Source organism: Pseudomonas sp. DL (assembly GCF_047199225.1).
Classification (GTDB): Bacteria; Pseudomonadota; Gammaproteobacteria; order Pseudomonadales; family Pseudomonadaceae; genus Pseudomonas; species Pseudomonas aeruginosa.
Genome location: NZ_CP178323.1, coordinates 2,415,046 through 2,430,244 on the forward strand (window position 1 = coordinate 2,415,046; position 15,199 = coordinate 2,430,244).

Genomic DNA, 15,199 nt, shown 5'->3' on the forward strand with positions numbered 1-15,199 from the left:
TATCGATCCATTCAGCGCGGCCGGTGGGCGCTGACGCTAAGTTGGTGGCCCTGGTCGCGCAGCAGGTCCTGTAGCCGCAGCAGGTCGTCGCGGCGCGGGATGCCGGCCATCCACACGCTGCCGTCATGGTCGAACATCAGGTCGAGGGCCTTGTCGTCTTCGCGCAGTGGCCGCTGGTAGCCGCCGAGGCGCGCGCGGCCGAGTTCGGTGAGCAGGCTCAGGCGCTGGTTGTCGCTGCCGCGCAGGGCCAGGCTCTGTTCGGCGTGCTGTTGGTAGGGGTCGCTGATCAGCGCGTCGATCAGCCCGGCGGCCTGTTCCAGTTGCGCGTGCAGATGCTCCAGCGGGTAGCCGCTGTAGACCAGGATGTCGGCGCGGCTGCGCCGGCGCAGTTCGCCGAGCAGGGCGAGGAGGGCAGCGAACTGCTCGAAGGGTTCACCGCCGGAGACGGTGATGCCCTCGGCCTGCTCCAGCCATGGCTGGATGTCGGCGAGCAGGCGTGCCAGGGCGATGCGCCGCCGTCCCGGCCCCCAGGTATCGGCGGAGATACAGCCGGGGCAGCGGATGCTACAGCCCTGGAACCAGATGCCCAGGCGCCGTCCCGGGCCCAGGGTGGTCACCGGGAAATGCACCCGCGACAGGCTCAGTTCCATCTCAGCGGCGTTCCAGGGTCAGGCCGTCGGCGTCCAGGGCGCTGATCAGGAAGCGCTCGCCCGGCTGCGCGTCCTGGTCGAACAGTGCCCGCGACAACGGGTTGAGCAGGCGCGCTTCGAGCTGGTTGCGGATGCCGCGGCCGCCGTTGGACAGGTCGCCCAGGCAGAGGTCGTGCAGCGCCTGGCGCGGCGCCTCGGCCAGTTCGATGACGAGGCGCTGCTCGCGGAGGTCGGCGAAGGTGCCGTCGACCATCTGGGTGAAGATCTGCTCGGCGACGTCGGCGCGGATGAAGTCGAAGACGATGATGTTCTCGCCGATCCGGTTGAGGATTTCCGGGCGGTTGAGAACCAGCTTGAAGTAGCGCTCGATCTCGCCGTGGACCTTGCCCTGCACCGCCTCGAAGGGCTCGCCGGGGAGCACGTTGGCGACCCGTTCGCCGTTTTCCCCCTGGCGGTAGATGCCCAGGTTCGAGGTGAACACGATCAGCGCCTCGGAGAAGTACACGCGATCGCCGCGCCCGGAGGTGAGCACGCCGTCGTCGAGGATCTGCAGGAACTTGTCGAGGATCCGGGGGTGGGCTTTCTCGATCTCGTCGAAGAGCACCACGCTGAAGGGTTTTTCGCGGATCGCGTTGGTCAGTTCGCCGCCGACGTCGTAGCCGACGTAGCCGGGCGGCGCGCCGATCAGGCGCTGGTCGGCATGCTCGGCGCTGAACTCGGACATGTCGAAGCGGATGTAGGCGCTCTCGTCGCCGAACAGCAGGCTGGTGACGGTCTTCGCCAGCTCGGTCTTGCCGACCCCGGTGGGCCCGGCGAGGAAGGCCACGCCGCGCGGGCGGTTGCCCTTGCGGCTGGCGCCGACCCCGGTCATCGCGCGCTTGACGATGTCCAGCATGTGGGTCACCGCGTGCTGCTGGCCCTTGACCCGGCGGCGGACGATCTCGTCGGCCTGGCGGATGCGCTGGCGGTCGATCTTCAGCCAGGGGTCTTCGGTGACGCCGACCTTGTAGCGGCGCACGGCGTCGGCGATGCGTTCCATGGCCAGGCCTTCCACGCGCGCCAACTGGACGATGGCGTTGAGATCGAGGAGTAGCAGGCCTTCGGTGTTCTCGACGAAGGTTGCGGCGGCCTGTTGCAGGGCCTCCTCGGCGACGCCCGCGCCGCCTAGCCCGCGGAGCAGCGCCGGGGCCAGGGCCCGGCGCGCCGGCTGGTCGGGCTTCGACACCGGGATATGGCGCAGGCGCGGGTTGTCCACCAGCAGCCAGTCGGGCAGGTCGCCTTCCTTTTCCACCACCCACAGCACGCTGTTGAAGAACGGTTTGCGCTGTTCCCCGGCGGGACGGCTGCGGGCCTGGTGGGAGAGCACCAGGGCCTGGGTGAACAACTGATGCTCGGCGGCGCTCAGGGCGTCGTTGCGCACCGCCAGGCGCGAGGCGAAGTCGACGATCAGGGCGATCGGCTCGCCGCTACGGTTGACCAGGCGTTGCAGGGTCGCGCCGAGCAGGTCGATGCCGGCCGGCGCGGCGCCCTCCACCGGGGTCAGGCCGAGGTCGAGAAGCACCTGCGGAGTGGCCCCCGCCTCGATGCCCGGCCGGCCGAGCACGCGGAACCCGGCCAGCGGATCCCAGGCCAGCACCTGGGTGTAGCCGGCGTCCAGCAGGGCGTCGCAGAGGGTCTGGTTGAAGCTCTGCGCGGTGACCGTACCCAGCACCACTTCGCAGGCTTGCAGGTCGCGGATGTTCCCGGAGAGGACGAATTGACTCTTGAGGGGCAGGAAGCGCAGGAGGTCGCGCAACCAGCGTGGCTTTTCGAACAGTGCAGTCCCTGGCATCGATAGTCGCTCACAGCGTGTGTCATGGCCACAGCATATTGCCCCGAGGGCCATGTCTCCAACCCTGACCTCGCCGGAGGCGACGAAAACCGCTACGAGTTCCGGGTGCCAGACTTGGCGGAGCGCCTGCTCAACCGTCGTAGCTCCGGCAGCCCCAGCGGAACGCCTGCGCCGCCGCCTCGATCCCGCGGCCGATCACCAGGCGCGGCGGGCTTTCGTCGAGGCCGGGACGCGGCGACAGCGGCCGGCTGTAGAGCACCTCCAGCTCGGCGAAACCATCCAGCGCGGCGCGTTCCGCCGGGTGCGGCGTCGCGCCCTGGCGCCGGGCGAAGTCTTCGAGGTCGCCCTCGGCGTAGGCCATCACCAGCACGCCGCTGTCGCCGCGTACCCGCACCGCGTTCACCAGGCTACCGTCGATGCGCAGCGGGGTGGCGAAGCGGTAGAGCAGGTCGAGGGTCTCGCCGGGCGCGCGATCCAGCACTTCGACGCCCTCGGCGCGCAGGCGCTCGGCGGTTGCGCGGTCGCGGGCGTCGGGGAAGTCGACGCGGCAGTGCAGGGCGTCGGCGAACAGCGCGGTCAGGTTCGGTGCTGGCGGGGCAGGGGACGTGCAGGCGGCCGGCAGGAGAAGCGCCAGGCCGGCGGCGAGACGGAGCAGGTAGGGGCGGGTCATGTAGCCTTCCGTTGGCGGACAGTGCGGTGGGAGAAATTGCCAGCAGACGCTTCCGCGATACTGGCGGCCTGCGCTCAGAGCAGTACGGGCAGCGCGTCTTCGCCCAGCCCCGCTTCCCTCAATCGAGCCCTGGCCCTGGCGGTCGCGCGCACGGCGTCTAGGTCGCAGCCGCGAGGAACATAGACCGGATCGAAGCCTTCGAGCACCAGGTAGGTGGAGGCCTGGCCGCGGGCATTCAGGTAGGCGTTGAAAGCCTGGTCGGCCGGGCGCAGAAAGACATCGCACCAGTACGGCAAGCGCTGCGCGAAGAGCGCCTTGGCGATCTCCAGGTGCTCTTCGAGCAGTTCGTCCATGCTGCCTCTCTTCTCCTGCTGGAACAACGTCACTCTTCGCTGCGTCCGTCGCCTTCGCGATCCCTTTCATAGTGCCGTGCCAGCGGAAACGCCGGCAACCAGCCCTCGCGGCGGACGGTCCAGAGTTCGTAGGTGGGCTGGAACCGGTCGGGAGCGTCGAGGGCGCCGAGGCTGACCTCGATCTCGTCGGCGCTGCGCGAGAATACCGAGGAGCCGCACTGCGGACAGAAGAAACGCCCGGCATAGTCGCGGGTCTCGCCTTCTATGCTCACCGCCTCCTCGGGAAAGATCGCCGAAGCGTGGAATAGCGCGCCGTGGTGCTTGCGGCAGTCGAGGCAGTGGCAGAGCCCGACCCGGTAGGGGCGGCCGCTCGCCACCAGGCGGACCTTGCCGCAGAGGCAGCCGCCGGTGAATCGATCCATTTCGTGACTCCTTTGCAAGGCGTTGGGGCGTTCAGCCCTTGAAGGCCTTCTCTATGGTGGCGATATCGATCCTGCCCATCGTCATCATCGCCTCGAAGGCGCGCCTGGCCGCCGCGCGGTCGGGGCTGGCGATGGCTTCGCTGAGTACGCGCGGGGTGATCTGCCAGGAGATGCCCCACTTGTCACGGCACCAGCCGCAGGCGCTTTCCTCGCCGCCATTGTCGACGATAGCGTTCCACAGGCGGTCGGTCTCGGCCTGGTCGTCGGTGGCGACCTGGAAGGAGAACGCTTCGCTGTGGCGGAAGGCCGGGCCGCCGTTGAGCCCGAGGCAGGGAATGCCCATCACCCGGAACTCCACCGTCAGTACGTCGCCCTCCTTGCCGGAAGGGTAATCGCCGGGCGCGCGATGGACAGCCAGCACGGCGCTGTCGGGAAACGTCTCGGCGTAGAAGGTCGCGGCCTCCAGGGCGGCACTGTCGTACCAGAGGCAGATGGTGTTCTTGCTGATCATGGCTGGGTCTCCATGGGCGGGGGCGACCCCGCCAGTCTAGTCGGCTGGCGTGCGGCGACCTGGGCAGGCGCCGAACGGGAGGTCGCGCCGCGAGTGCCGATCTGCGCTACCCTATGCCGCGTTTCGCCCGGCCTCGCCGGGCTTTCCGGGCAGCGCCTCGGCGGCGCGCCCTCGACCATGCAAGGACAACCCATGGAAGCGGTCTCCGTCTCGCAGCATCTGGCTGTTCTGTTCGAATCCCACCGGATCGACTGCGTCGTGCACGGCGAATGGGTGGCGCCAGCCAGGCGGCTACCGGCGATCCGCGCCACCTGGTATGCGGGGGAGAAGACCGGACGGCTGGATGTCGACGTGCTGCTGGAGGACGAGCGCCAGTTGCAGGAAGCCTTCGCCGGCATCGGCAGCGGCGAGGACGGCTTGCAGGACGCGTTGCGTAACTTCGCCTCCAACTCTTTCCACGTGCTGCTTTCCGCGCTCTGGGGCCAGGCCGAGGAGGACCAGGTGATGGTGGAGACCTGGGAGATCGGCGAGCGGCGTTTCGAGGTGCATATCGGCAACCTCGGCCTGCGCGGCGCCGAAGGCAAGGCGCCGCCGCTGCCGGCCGGGCTGTTCCCGAGCATCGAGCGAGCGATCCGCACCGAGCCGCTGGACGCGCGCCTGCACTGGTTCCGGCATTTCTTCTGTGCCTTCGGCAACCAGCGCACGGTGGAAGCGCTGTTCGACAACCAGCCGTGGGAGGCCGGCATGCAGAACCTGGCCGCTCTCGACTGGCAGGATTCGCAGGGTTACTACAGCGTGCGCAACTTCCTCATGCTCAAGCCGCTGGCGTAGGCCGCCGCGTCGCCCTTCGACGAGTTCGATCCCTACCACACGACCAGCACTGCGACGATCCTGCGGCCCCTGGCCGACGGGACGATGCAGAATCGTTCTTCATCGGCAAGCGGCGCCACGACTTCCAGATGAGGCGCGCGCAGGACTGACGCGCCGTGCGTTCAGCCGAGCAGGGCGGCCACCTGCTCGGCCGTGGCCTTGGCTGACTGCGGGTTCTGCCCGGTGACCAGGCGGCCGTCGACCACCACCTTGCTGGTGAACGGCAGCAGGCTTCTTTCGTAGAGCGCGCCGCGTCGTTTCATTTCTTCCTCGACGTTGTACGGCACCTTGCGGGCGACCCCGGCGAGCACTTCCTCGATCCAGGAGTAGCCGGTGAGGCGGCGCCCGGCGACCAGCAGGCGGCCATCGTCCAGGCGTGTGTTGAGCAGGCCGCAATAGCCGTGGCAGACCGACGAGACGATGCCGCCGCGCTGGTAGATCTCGCGGGTCAGGCGCTGCAGCCCGGCGTCGTCGGGGAAGTCCCACATCACGCCGTGGCCGCCGGTGAAATAGATGGCGTCGAACGCCTCCGCGTCGACCTGCTCGGGAGCGGCAGTGTCGGCCAGCAGCGCCAGGCGTGTCTCGTCGGCCAGCCAGGCCTTGGCGCTGGCGTCGGCGTGGGGCCAGCCGAGGGCGCGCGGCTCCAGCGGCGACTCGCCGCCGCGGGGGCTGACCAGGCGCTGCTGGTAGCCCCGAGCGGCGAAGATCTCGTAGGCATGGGTCAACTCCGACAGCCACAGCACGGTGGGCTGGGTCGGATCGGCATAGTGGGCGACGTTGGTGACGACGTGCAGGATGCGCTTGGTCATTGCGTTGACCTTCCTCGGTGAGTGATCCCGTCGGCAGCCGGTTTCGGCAGGCTGTCCGGGTGGGTTGGCGTCACTCTAAGATTCAAGTCGACTTCAAGGTCAAGCGTCGGAAAGCCGCTGCTCCGCCGGCGTGGAAGAGGCTCCCCGCGAGCGGGTTTGCCGTGGACGCCCGACCGTCTGTGGAGGGCCTTCCTCGCGCAGGCGCTCCAGCACGCGCTGGGTGTTTTCCGTGCACTGCAGACCGTCCGGCTTGTTCTCGATGCTTTCGATGGCCACCAGCAATTGCGCCTTGTTCTGTTCCAGGTGTCGTTGCAGGGCCTCGATCTCGGCCACCTTGCGGCGCAAGCCTTCGAGCAGCTCGCCGTGCTGCCAGGCGCCGTCGCCGCTCGGCAGCAGGCGAGCGATCTCCTCCAGGGAGAAGCCGGCGCCCTGGGCGCCGGTGACCAGCTCCAGGATCCACACGGTGTCTGCCGCATAGTCGCGGTAGCCGTTGGCCTTGCGCTGCGAGCGGATCAGGCCGCTGGCCTCGTAGAAGCGGATGCGCGATGTCGCCAGGCCGGTGAGCTTGGCCAGTTCGCCGATTTTCATGTCGCACCTCGAAACGCGTTGACCTTCAAGCCTACTTCAAGCCTAGGGTGGTTTCACGGCCGGGCGACGAACTCGCCTCCATCGACGGGTTCGCCAGGCCGCATGGGCGCTACCGCCGGTCGCGTTTTCCTCGTCCAGGCGGCGCAACGCAGGCGGCTTTCTACTCTACACAGGGAACGGCGGCCGCAGGGTGGCGCCGTTGCCTGCATCCACACCGATCGGGAGAAGCGACATGGGTTACGTGACAACGAAGGATGGCGTCGAACTCTTCTACAAGGACTGGGGGCCGCGCGACGCCCAGGTGATCTACTTCCATCATGGCTGGCCACTGAGTTCCGACGACTGGGATGCGCAGATGCTGTTCTTCCTCGCCGAGGGCTTTCGCGTAGTGGCCCACGACCGCCGTGGCCACGGTCGCTCCAGCCAGGTCTGGGACGGCCATGACATGGGCCACTACGCCGACGACGTGGCGGCGGTGGTCGAGCGCCTCGGGGTGCGCGGGGCGATCCATGTCGGCCATTCCACCGGCGGCGGCGAGGTTGTCCACTACATCGCCCGCTATCCCGACGACCCGGTGCCGAAGGCGGCGATCATCAGCGCGGTACCGCCGCTGATGGTGAAGACCGAGGGCAATCCGGGCGGCCTGCCGAAGAGCGTCTTCGACGATCTCCAGGCGCAGCTCGCGGCCAATCGCGCGCAGTTCTACCAGGACATTCCCGCCGGCCCGTTCTATGGCTACAACCGTCCCGGGGCGCAGCCCTCGGAAGGGATCGTCCGCAACTGGTGGCGGCAGGGCATGATGGGCGGCGCCAAGGCCCACTACGATGGGATCGTGGCCTTTTCCCAGACCGACTTCAGCGATGACCTGAAGCGCATCGACATCCCGGTGCTGGTGATGCATGGCGACGACGACCAGATCGTGCCCTACGAGAATTCCGGCGTACTCTCGGCGAAGCTACTGCGCAACGGCACGCTGAAGATCTATCCGGGGTTCCCGCACGGCATGCCGACCACCCAGGCCGAGGTGATCAACGCCGACCTGCTGGCCTTCATCCGCGGCTGAGCGCGCCGGGTGCCGGGGGCGCGCTCCCGGCACCCGGTCAGGGCCCGGGCGGCGCGGCAAAAAAAGCGTTGACCTTGAAGTCGACTTCAATCTTATCGTCGGGCCACTGTCCTCATGAGGTAGGCCCATGAACCTGTTCGACACGCTGACGCTTCCCAACGGCTCGACCATTCCCAATCGCCTCGCCAAGGCCGCCATGGAGGAGAACATGGCCGATGCCGCGCAGGCCCCCTCCGAACGCCTGATGCGCCTCTACCAGGCCTGGGCCGACGGCGGCGCCGGGCTGGTGATCAGCGGTAACGTGATGGTCGACAGCCGTGCCATGACCGGCCCCGGCGGGGTGGTCCTGGAAAACGACGCGCAACTGGAGAAATTCCGCCGCTGGGCGCGCATCGGGCGTTCCGCCGGCGCGCAGTTCTGGTTGCAGATCAACCATCCCGGCCGGCAGCTGCAGGCCAATCTCGGCCAGCAGGCCTGGGCACCCTCGGCGGTGCCGCTGGAACTGGGCGGGATGTCCAGGCACTTCGCTACGCCGAAGGCGATGGACGAGGCGATGATCGCCGAGGTGATCCAGCGGTTCGCCCGCAGCGCCGGCCTGGCCGAGCGGGCCGGCTTCAGCGGGGTGGAGATCCATGCCGCCCACGGTTACCTGCTCAGCCAGTTCCTCTCGCCGCTGAGCAACCGCCGCAGCGACGCCTGGGGCGGCTCCCTGGAGAATCGCGCGCGCCTGCTGCTGGAGATCGTCCGGGCGGTGCGCGCCGAGGTTGCCCCTGGCTTCGCGGTGGCGGTGAAGCTGAATTCCGCCGATTTCCAGCGCGGCGGCTTCAGCGCCGACGATGCCCGCGAGGTGGTACGGATGCTCGATGGCCTGGGCGTCGACCTGGTCGAGCTGTCGGGCGGCAGCTACGAGGCGCCGGCCATGCAGGGCGAAGCGCGCGACGGGCGGACCCTGGCCCGCGAGGCCTACTTCGTCGAGTTCGCCCGCGACATCCGCGCGGCGGCGCGGATGCCGGTAATGGTCACGGGCGGCATCCGCCGGCGGCCGGTGGCCGAGCAGGTGCTGGCCAGCGGGGTGGACATGGTCGGCATCGGCACGGCGCTGGCGATCGAGCCGAACCTGCCGCGCGACTGGCGCGCCGGCAAGGACTCGGCGCCGCAGTTGCGGCCGATAACCTGGAGGAACAAACCCCTGGCCTCGCTGGCGAACATGGCCGCGGTGAAGTTCCAGTTGCGCAAGCTGAGCCGGGGCAGGGCGACCAACCCACGGGTGTCGCCGCTGTGCGCGTTGCTCGCGCAGCAGGCCGGCGCGCTGCTGCAGACCCGCCGTTACCGGCGGCTCATGCGTTCGCGCGCCGAAGCCTGAGCGCCGTCAGCGCCTCAGGCGCCGTTGCGGTCGAGTTCGGCCAGCTTGCCCGGCAGGCCGAACCAGGCGTCGTGGTCGTCGGGCGCCGGCTTCTTGCGGGTGATCTGCGTCCAGTTGGGATGCGCGGCGAGTTCGCCATTGAGGGCGATGAACTGCCGTTGCCCGAGCGGCACCTCGTCCTCGGCGCGAATCGCGGCGACCGGGCATTCCGGCTCGCAGAGCGCGCAGTCGATGCATTCATCGGGGTGGATGACGAGGAAGTTGGGGCCTTCGTAGAAGCAGTCCACGGGACAGACTTCCACGCAGTCGGTGTGTTTGCAGCGGATGCATTCTTCCAGCACGACGAAGGTCATGATCGTCCTCCCTGGCTCAGGCGTTCGTAGCGGCGGGCGTCGCCAGCCGTTCCAGGCGCGCCGGCACGTACTTGTGCCAGGGCGTGCCGGCGAGGAAGTCGCGCTGGGTGCAGTCGGTCACCTCGTTGGGCGCCACGCCCCGGCGCACCACCTCGCCCTCGGCGTTGCGGTAGTCCAGGCCCTGGCCGTTGGGCAGGGAGATATTGCCCGGTTGCATCATGTCGCTGATCTCCACTTCCGCCTCGACGTCGCCGCGGCGGGTCACCACGCGCAGCACCTCGCCGTCGGCGCAGCCCAGCGCCTCGGCGTCCTGCGGGCTGATGCGCAGGGTGCCGTAGCGCCCGCGGCGGTGCCAGCCGGTGTCGCGCACGGCGGTATTGCTGGTGTCGCTGCGCCGCTCGCCGGCGGCGAGGATGAACGGGTAGGCCGGATCGTGGGGTGGCGCGCTGTGGGCGAGCTTGGCCAGTTCCGGCAACAGTTCGGGGATGTGCAGGTTGATCCGCTGTTCGGGACGGGCGACGGCCTGCCAGCTTTCGGCGTAGGTGGTTTCGGCGAAGACCACCCCGGACGGGTTGTCGAGCATGGCCTGGAACAGGTGGTCGGCGGCCAGCGGCGGCAACCCGTCGAAGCCGGCGCGGGCAGCGGTCTTGCGGTTGTTCAGCACGTGCAGTTGGCAGATGCCCCAGATCGCCGCGGCCGCTTCCATGCCGGCGGGCAGGGTCGGGCCGAGGGTACGGTAGAGCAGGACCGGCGCGTATTTCATGACCTTGGGGCGGGTCGCCGCGGCGGCGAGGAAGGCCGCCGAGAATGCCTTGCGCCCGAGCTTCAGGGCCAGGCGCAACGGCCGGTAGTCTTTCTCGCCGAGCACGCCCATGGCTTCCAGCAGGCGGGCGTGGATCTCCGCTTCCGGCAGGGTGCCGGGGCGCGCCGGGAACAGCGGCGCGCGCAGGTGGAAGGCGTTGCGCGGGAATTCCAGGTTGAAGAAGGTCGCCTCGGCCTTTTCGAACTGGCTCGCCGCCGGCAGCACGTAGTCGGCGTGGCGCGCGGTCTCGGTCATGGCCACGTCGATCACCACCGACAACTCCAGGGCGCGCATGGCTTCGCGCATGCGCTGGCTATCGGCCAGCGAATGCAGCGGGTTGCCGGTCTCCACCAGCATGGCGCGATAGCGCTTGGGATGGTCGGTGAGGATTTCCTCTGGAATCACGTTGCAGGGAATCAGGCCGATGATGATCTTGGCATTGGCCACCGGGCTGCGCTTCTCGACGCGTGGCGCGCCCTTCTTGCCCATCGAGGTATCGCCCTTGCTCGCCTTGGACAGCGAGAGGAAGGGCACGAAGGCGTTGCTGGTGCCGGGGCGCCCGTAATGGCCGGTGAGCAACCAGACCAGGCGTTGCAGGTAGCTGCCGAGGGTCGAGTGCAGGTTCATCTGCATGCCCAGGTCTTCCAGCGCCGATACGCTGCTGGCGCTGGCGATCCGCCGGGCGGCGGCGCGCAGCTTGTCTTCCGCCACCCCGCAGGTCTCGGCGCAGTAGGCCACCGGGATGGCGTTCAGTTCGTCGACGATGTGCTCGTAGCCGCTGGTGTGTTCGGCCAGCCAGTCGCGCGCCAGCAGCCCGTCCTGGACGATGATCCCGACCAGCGCCGCCAGGCACCAGGCGTCGGTGCCCGGACGGATCTGCAGGTGGAAGTCGGCCAGGGCGGCGGTTTCGCTCAGGCGCGGGTCGATCACGATGATCGAGCGTGCGGGGTCCTTGGCCATGGCGTTGAGCAGCACGCGGGCGCGGGCGAAACCATGGGATTGCCAGGGATTCTTGCCGATCAGGATGGCCACCTCGCAATGCTCGAAGTCGCCGTGCACGCCGGTACCGAACATCTTGCCCTGGACCCAGAACTCGCCGGTCTTTTCCTGGGCCAGGGCGTTGGAGCGGTACTTCACCCCGAGGGCCTTCAGCGTGCTGTCGCCGTAGGCGCCGCCGAGGTGGTTGCCCTGCGCGCCGCCGCCGTAGTAGAGGATGCTTTCGCCGCCATGCCTGCGCTTGATGGCGAGGAATTTCTCCGCCACCTCGCGGATCGCCGTGTCCCAGTCGATGGCTTCGTAGCTGCCATCGGGGCGCCGACGCATCGGCGTGTCCAGGCGGTCGGCGCCGTTCTGGTAGTAGTCCATGCGCTGCGATTTCTCGCAGACGTAGCCCTGCGAGGCGGGGTGGTCGTCATCGCCGCGGATCTTGCTGATGCGGCCATTCTCGGTCTGCACTTCCAGCCCGCAGTTGAGGCTGCAGAGGATACAGGCGGTCTTCTTCCATTGCGGGGACGGCGTAGTCACGGTGTGTTCCTCGTTGTTGTCGTTGCCGGCGCAACCTGGGGCGCACCCCAGCCGTGCGGGCTTCGTTCTTTCGGGACTGCCTGACGCTGTGCTGCAAGGACGACGCGCGGGCGGCACACGGAACCCCGTCGTATCGGCCTTTCCCTCTCATGCTCGACGCTTCTACAGTTCCGAATCGGAACTTATTACGCGGGCGCTGACATGGGACCCGTCCGTAGTGCTGGTTTGTCCGATCCTGGCAGGAGCGCGCCGGGTCCATGACCTTTTCGGCCGGATACTAAGTTCCAATTTGGAACTGGTCAAGCTCCGAAGCGGCCCCCTAGAATGGACGGAGGTTTTTCCGGGAGAACCCCATGAAATGGCAAGAAGTCGGCGAAACGCCCTGTTCGATGGCGCGCAGCCTGGCGATCCTCGGCGATCGCTGGACGCTGCTGATCCTGCGCAACTGCTTTCTCGGCATGCGCCGCTTCGATGAGTTCCAGGCCAGCCTCGGGGTCACCCGCCAGGTACTGGCCGACCGCCTGAGCCGGCTGGTGGAGGCGGGCGCGCTGAAGAAGGTGCCTTACCAGGAGCGACCGCCGCGCTACGAATACCGCCTCACCGAGATGGGCCACGACCTGCATCCGGTGCTGCTGGCCCTGGCCAATTGGGGCGACCGCTGGCTCGACGAGGGCCGCGGCGCTCCGGTGGAGTATGTGCACAAGGCCTGTGGCCACAAGTTCCGGCCGACCATGGTCTGCCCGGAGTGCGGCGAGCCGGTGGGGTCGCGCGATGTGACGGCGGTGCCGGGGCCGGGGTTCGCGGCGATGGCTGGCAAGCTCGCGCAGAACTGAATCCGCGCGCGCTCTGCCAAGGGCGGGCCGCGACCCGCTCGGTTCGCTCAGCCGGCCTTGCGGAAGACGAACATCAGCCCCACCACGATCAGCCCCATGCCCAGCAGGCTGAGCCAGCCGAGGCGGTTGCCGAAGACCATGAAGTCCATGATCGCGGTCACCGCCGGCACCAGGTAGAACAGGCTGGTGACGTTGACCAGGTTGCCCTGGGCGATCAGCCGGTAGAGCAGCAGGGTCGCGCCCACCGAGACCACGACGCCCATCCATAGCGCGGGGACCAGGAAGCCGGCGTTCCATTCGAACTCGAACGGCTGGAAGGGCACGAACGCCAGGCACAGGCCGAGGCCGGCGAGGTACTGCAGGGGCAGGGTGCCCAGCGGGTTCTCGCGGATGCCCTTCTGCATGATCGAGCCGCCGGTGACGCCGGCCAGCGCCAGCAGTGCGCAGAGGATGCCGGCCGTGGACATCCCGGCCAGGCCGATGCCCTGGTAGACCACCAGCACCAGGCCGGCCAGGCCCAGCAGCAGGCCGAACAGGCGCGCCGGCGACTGCCGGCGTTCGAGGATGACGGCGGTGAGGATCGGTTGCACGCCGAGGATGGTCGCCATCATGCCGGGAGTGACCTGCAGCTTCAGCGAGAAGATATAGAAGATCGGATAGATCCCCAGCATCACCAGGCCGGTGAGCAGGGCCTTGCCGCGCTCACGCGCGCTGCGCGGCGCGCGCAGCCTGAGCAGCGGGGCGAGCGGCAGCAGGCAGGCCAGGGCGATGCCGAAGCGGAACACCAGGAAGGCGAACGGCGAGGAGTGCGCCAGGCCCCATTTCGAGGCGATGGCCCCGCTGCTCCAGAGCAGGACGAAGAGGCTGGTGCTGGCCAGGCCGGCTAGCGCGGATTTGTTCAGTGCAAACATGGATCTGCCACCTTGTAGTCGGGCATGCCGCGGGCTCGGGCCGGCGGCGGACGGCACGCCTCGGCAGCGGATGGCGCTGCTTGCGGCGGGCTGTGGAAGAGAGTTGGGGCGCTACCGCGCTCGTCAGGGACTGACGCCCGGCGGCGGGCAGGCGGCCGAACCGGGAGGGGGAGGCGGAGGCGAGGCGACTACAGGAGGGGAAACGCAGCCCAGGCTGGCGCACGGCTGGAGCGCGCCGACCTCGCCGGTGGCTACCGGAAGGGCGGGGAGCGAGCTGTGCGAGCGCTGGTTCATGGAGGCTATCCGGTCGATGAAGACAACGAGAGGGACTATAGCGGGCCGTCCGGGATTTGACGAGCCTGTGGGCGAGCCTTGCGCTAAAACGCCAGCCCGGCGACAAACCGGGCCGGCGCCGGGCTTCACTTGCCGGTCTTCACCGTGTTCCAGGTGCGCGTGCGCACGCGGTCGATCTTCTGCGGCATGGACTCGAGGGCGAACAGCTTGGCCATCTTCTCCTGCGGCGGGTAGATCGCCGGGTCGGCCTTGATCTCGGCGTCCACCAGTGGGTCGGCGGCCAGGTTGCCGTTGGCGTAGTGCACATGGTTGCTGATCGCGGCCATCACCTCGGGACGCAGCAGGTAGTTCATGAAGGCGTAGCCGGCCTTCTCGTCGGGCGCGTCGACCGGCATCGAGACCATGTCGAACCACAGCGGCGAGCCTTCCTTCGGCGTCGAGTAGCGCACTTCCACGCCGTTGTTGGCCTCCTTGGCGCGGGTCGCGGCCTGCAGGATGTCGCCGGAGAAACCGACCACCATGCAGATCTCGCCGTTGGCCAGGTCGCTGACGTACTTCGAGGAGTGGAAGTAGCGGATGTACGGGCGCACCTTCAGCAGCGCCGCCTGGGCCTGCTTGTAGTCGTCGGCCTTCTGGCTGTGGTGTGGCAGGCCGAGGTAGTTGAGGGTGATGGGCAGCAGCTCGGGGCCGTTGTCCAGCACCGCCACCCCGCACTTGCTCAGTTTCTGCATGTATTCGGGCTTGAAGAAGATATCCCAGGAGTCCAGCGGCGCGTCGTCGCCGAGCACCGCCTTGATCTTCGCCGGGTTGTAGCCGATGCCGGTGGTGCCCCAGAGGTAGGGGAAGCCGTACTGGTTGCCCGGATCGTTGACCTCCAGGGCCTTGAGCAGCACCGGGTTGAGGTTCTTCCAGTTGGGCAGCTGGGACTTGTCCAGCTTCTTCAGGGCGCCGGCCTGGATCTGCTTGGCCATGAAGTGGTTCGACGGGAATACCACGTCGTAGCCGGATTGGCCGGTCATCAGCTTGCCGTCGAGGGTCTCGTTGCTGTCGTAGACGTCGTAGGTGGCCTGGATGCCGGTTTCCTTGGCGAAGTTCGCCACGGTTTCGGGAGCGATGTATTCGGACCAGTTGTAGATCTTCAGGTTGTCCGCGGCGAGGGTTGCGCCGCTGCCGCAAGCGAGGGCGAGGAGGGTGAGGGAAGCGATGCGGGTCTTCATTGTTGTAGGTGTCCTGTCGGCTGACGACAGCGTCGGCGACGGACTGGTTCGCCGCCGGCGCTCAGGGGGCGCCGGCAACGCTGGCCGGCACCCGGGTTTTATCCCGCGTTGCCGGAAGCGAGGAAAGGGGCGGCT

16 protein-coding genes are annotated in these 15,199 nt (G+C 68.2%); 4 read left to right on the forward strand and 12 right to left on the reverse strand.

What is annotated here, in order from left to right:
- Positions 1 to 11: 11 nt before the first annotated feature.
- The 6 genes from ACI766_RS11495 to ACI766_RS11520 form a co-directional block, all read right to left on the reverse strand.
- Positions 12 to 650: a 4Fe-4S cluster-binding domain-containing protein gene (locus ACI766_RS11495; RefSeq protein WP_004344339.1), complete on the reverse strand. Its 639-nt coding sequence runs from the start codon at positions 648 to 650 to the stop codon at positions 12 to 14.
- Between the two features lies 1 nt (position 651).
- Positions 652 to 2,535 (reverse strand): AAA family ATPase, encoded by a 1,884-nt coding sequence (locus tag ACI766_RS11500; protein WP_087823975.1) that lies wholly within the window; start codon positions 2,533 to 2,535, stop codon positions 652 to 654.
- 76 nt (positions 2,536 to 2,611) lie between these two features.
- Entirely contained in the window at positions 2,612 to 3,151 is a 540-nt protein-coding gene (locus tag ACI766_RS11505; RefSeq protein ID WP_023105234.1) for a hypothetical protein, read from the reverse strand.
- A 74-nt stretch (positions 3,152 to 3,225) separates the two neighbouring features.
- A complete protein-coding gene (locus tag ACI766_RS11510) occupies positions 3,226 to 3,504 on the reverse strand; it encodes a hypothetical protein (protein ID WP_023105235.1) in 279 nt (92 codons plus the stop codon).
- A 29-nt stretch (positions 3,505 to 3,533) separates the two neighbouring features.
- Complete coding sequence (locus tag ACI766_RS11515) at positions 3,534 to 3,926, reverse strand: GFA family protein (protein ID WP_003114392.1); 393 nt, start codon at positions 3,924 to 3,926, stop codon at positions 3,534 to 3,536.
- Positions 3,927 to 3,957: 31 nt separating this feature from the next.
- Positions 3,958 to 4,437 (reverse strand): VOC family protein, encoded by a 480-nt coding sequence (locus ACI766_RS11520; protein ID WP_003090600.1) that lies wholly within the window; start codon positions 4,435 to 4,437, stop codon positions 3,958 to 3,960.
- Positions 4,438 to 4,629: 192 nt separating this feature from the next.
- Here ACI766_RS11520 and ACI766_RS11525 point away from each other — a divergent pair, with 192 nt between their 5' ends.
- The gene (locus tag ACI766_RS11525; protein ID WP_023105236.1) at positions 4,630 to 5,268 is read left to right on the forward strand and encodes a DUF6348 family protein; all 639 of its coding nucleotides are present in this window, start codon (positions 4,630 to 4,632) and stop codon (positions 5,266 to 5,268) included.
- 161 nt (positions 5,269 to 5,429) lie between these two features.
- On the opposite strand, the gene ACI766_RS11530 is transcribed toward ACI766_RS11525, so the two are convergent.
- Positions 5,430 to 6,116: a type 1 glutamine amidotransferase domain-containing protein gene (locus ACI766_RS11530; RefSeq protein WP_412828500.1), complete on the reverse strand. Its 687-nt coding sequence runs from the start codon at positions 6,114 to 6,116 to the stop codon at positions 5,430 to 5,432.
- Positions 6,117 to 6,215: 99 nt separating this feature from the next.
- A complete protein-coding gene (locus tag ACI766_RS11535; RefSeq protein WP_023105237.1) occupies positions 6,216 to 6,704 on the reverse strand; it encodes a MerR family transcriptional regulator in 489 nt (162 codons plus the stop codon).
- A gap of 232 nt (positions 6,705 to 6,936) precedes the next feature.
- On the opposite strand from ACI766_RS11535, the gene ACI766_RS11540 reads away from it, so the two are divergent.
- Positions 6,937 to 7,767, forward strand: coding sequence for an alpha/beta fold hydrolase (locus ACI766_RS11540; protein ID WP_031652644.1), 831 nt, complete (start codon positions 6,937 to 6,939; stop codon positions 7,765 to 7,767).
- A 127-nt stretch (positions 7,768 to 7,894) separates the two neighbouring features.
- Complete coding sequence (locus tag ACI766_RS11545) at positions 7,895 to 9,130, forward strand: NADH:flavin oxidoreductase/NADH oxidase family protein (RefSeq protein WP_031652645.1); 1,236 nt, start codon at positions 7,895 to 7,897, stop codon at positions 9,128 to 9,130.
- Positions 9,131 to 9,144: 14 nt separating this feature from the next.
- Here the strand turns inward: ACI766_RS11545 and fdxA are convergent, their stop codons facing one another.
- A complete protein-coding gene (gene fdxA, locus ACI766_RS11550; RefSeq protein WP_003090580.1) occupies positions 9,145 to 9,483 on the reverse strand; it encodes a ferredoxin FdxA in 339 nt (112 codons plus the stop codon).
- 16 nt (positions 9,484 to 9,499) lie between these two features.
- The gene (locus tag ACI766_RS11555; protein ID WP_031652646.1) at positions 9,500 to 11,809 is read right to left on the reverse strand and encodes a molybdopterin oxidoreductase family protein; all 2,310 of its coding nucleotides are present in this window, start codon (positions 11,807 to 11,809) and stop codon (positions 9,500 to 9,502) included.
- A 353-nt stretch (positions 11,810 to 12,162) separates the two neighbouring features.
- On the opposite strand from ACI766_RS11555, the gene ACI766_RS11560 reads away from it, so the two are divergent.
- Complete coding sequence (locus ACI766_RS11560; RefSeq protein ID WP_003090577.1) at positions 12,163 to 12,642, forward strand: winged helix-turn-helix transcriptional regulator; 480 nt, start codon at positions 12,163 to 12,165, stop codon at positions 12,640 to 12,642.
- A gap of 47 nt (positions 12,643 to 12,689) precedes the next feature.
- Here ACI766_RS11560 and ACI766_RS11565 read toward each other — a convergent pair whose 3' ends face one another.
- A complete protein-coding gene (locus ACI766_RS11565) occupies positions 12,690 to 13,553 on the reverse strand; it encodes a DMT family transporter (RefSeq protein WP_003119465.1) in 864 nt (287 codons plus the stop codon).
- 419 nt (positions 13,554 to 13,972) lie between these two features.
- The gene (locus ACI766_RS11570) at positions 13,973 to 15,064 is read right to left on the reverse strand and encodes a polyamine ABC transporter substrate-binding protein (protein WP_003090575.1); all 1,092 of its coding nucleotides are present in this window, start codon (positions 15,062 to 15,064) and stop codon (positions 13,973 to 13,975) included.
- Between the last annotated feature and the right edge of the window lie 135 nt (positions 15,065 to 15,199).